Annotated in this window: 1 protein-coding gene; it reads left to right on the top strand. The window is 28.4% G+C overall.

Annotated features, from left to right (window positions below; genetic code table 11):
- The first annotated feature begins 41 nt into the window (after positions 1-41).
- A complete protein-coding gene (locus DXA15_RS25175) occupies positions 42-506 on the top strand; it encodes a phage/plasmid replication protein (RefSeq protein ID WP_128135859.1) in 465 nt (154 codons plus the stop codon).
- The last annotated feature ends 107 nt before the right edge of the window (positions 507-613 follow it).

The raw sequence follows: 613 nt of genomic DNA, 5'->3' as shown, positions 1-613 counted from the left end.
TTACTATCAAGATATATTTTATACATTAAAATATGTAAAAGATGATAGATACACTAGATTTGATTTTAAGACAATACGAATATCCTGAAGTATCTTTTTTAGAAGAGGTACCACAGTATTTAACCACAGTAATATCTGATGGGATAAATTATGAAACAAACAGTCGTAAAGTTGTAGGATTATATAAAAACTACACTATAACAATTACTTCAAAAAGAATATGTATTAACAAAGGAAGCCTATGCAAATACGTCCATGGAGATAATGTAGCACACATATTATCAAGAGAAGATATTAAAAACGCTATTAATGATCTTAGTCTAGTTCTAAATCTACCTATAAACAAAGCGAGTGTTTGCAGAGTTGACATTGGAGCAAATATACAAGTAGACAATCCCATTGCTACATACTTAAATCGGTTTAGCAAATACAAGTATACCCAACCATCAACAATGAAACACGGAATAAACTTTAAGGCAACAAATATAGAATTAGCTTTTTTATGACAAGAATAAAGAAGCATAATACAGAACAACAATATCCATATCTTTTTAAGGTATGAAATAAGGATTCATAACCCTAAAAAAGTATTTAAAAAAACTCCTTTTTAGCT

Origin of the sequence: Parabacteroides sp. AM58-2XD, from assembly GCF_003463685.1 — a bacterium.
GTDB classification, from domain to species: domain Bacteria; phylum Bacteroidota; class Bacteroidia; order Bacteroidales; family Tannerellaceae; genus Parabacteroides; species Parabacteroides segnis.
This window is presented reverse-complemented; position numbering and strand designations above follow the sequence as displayed.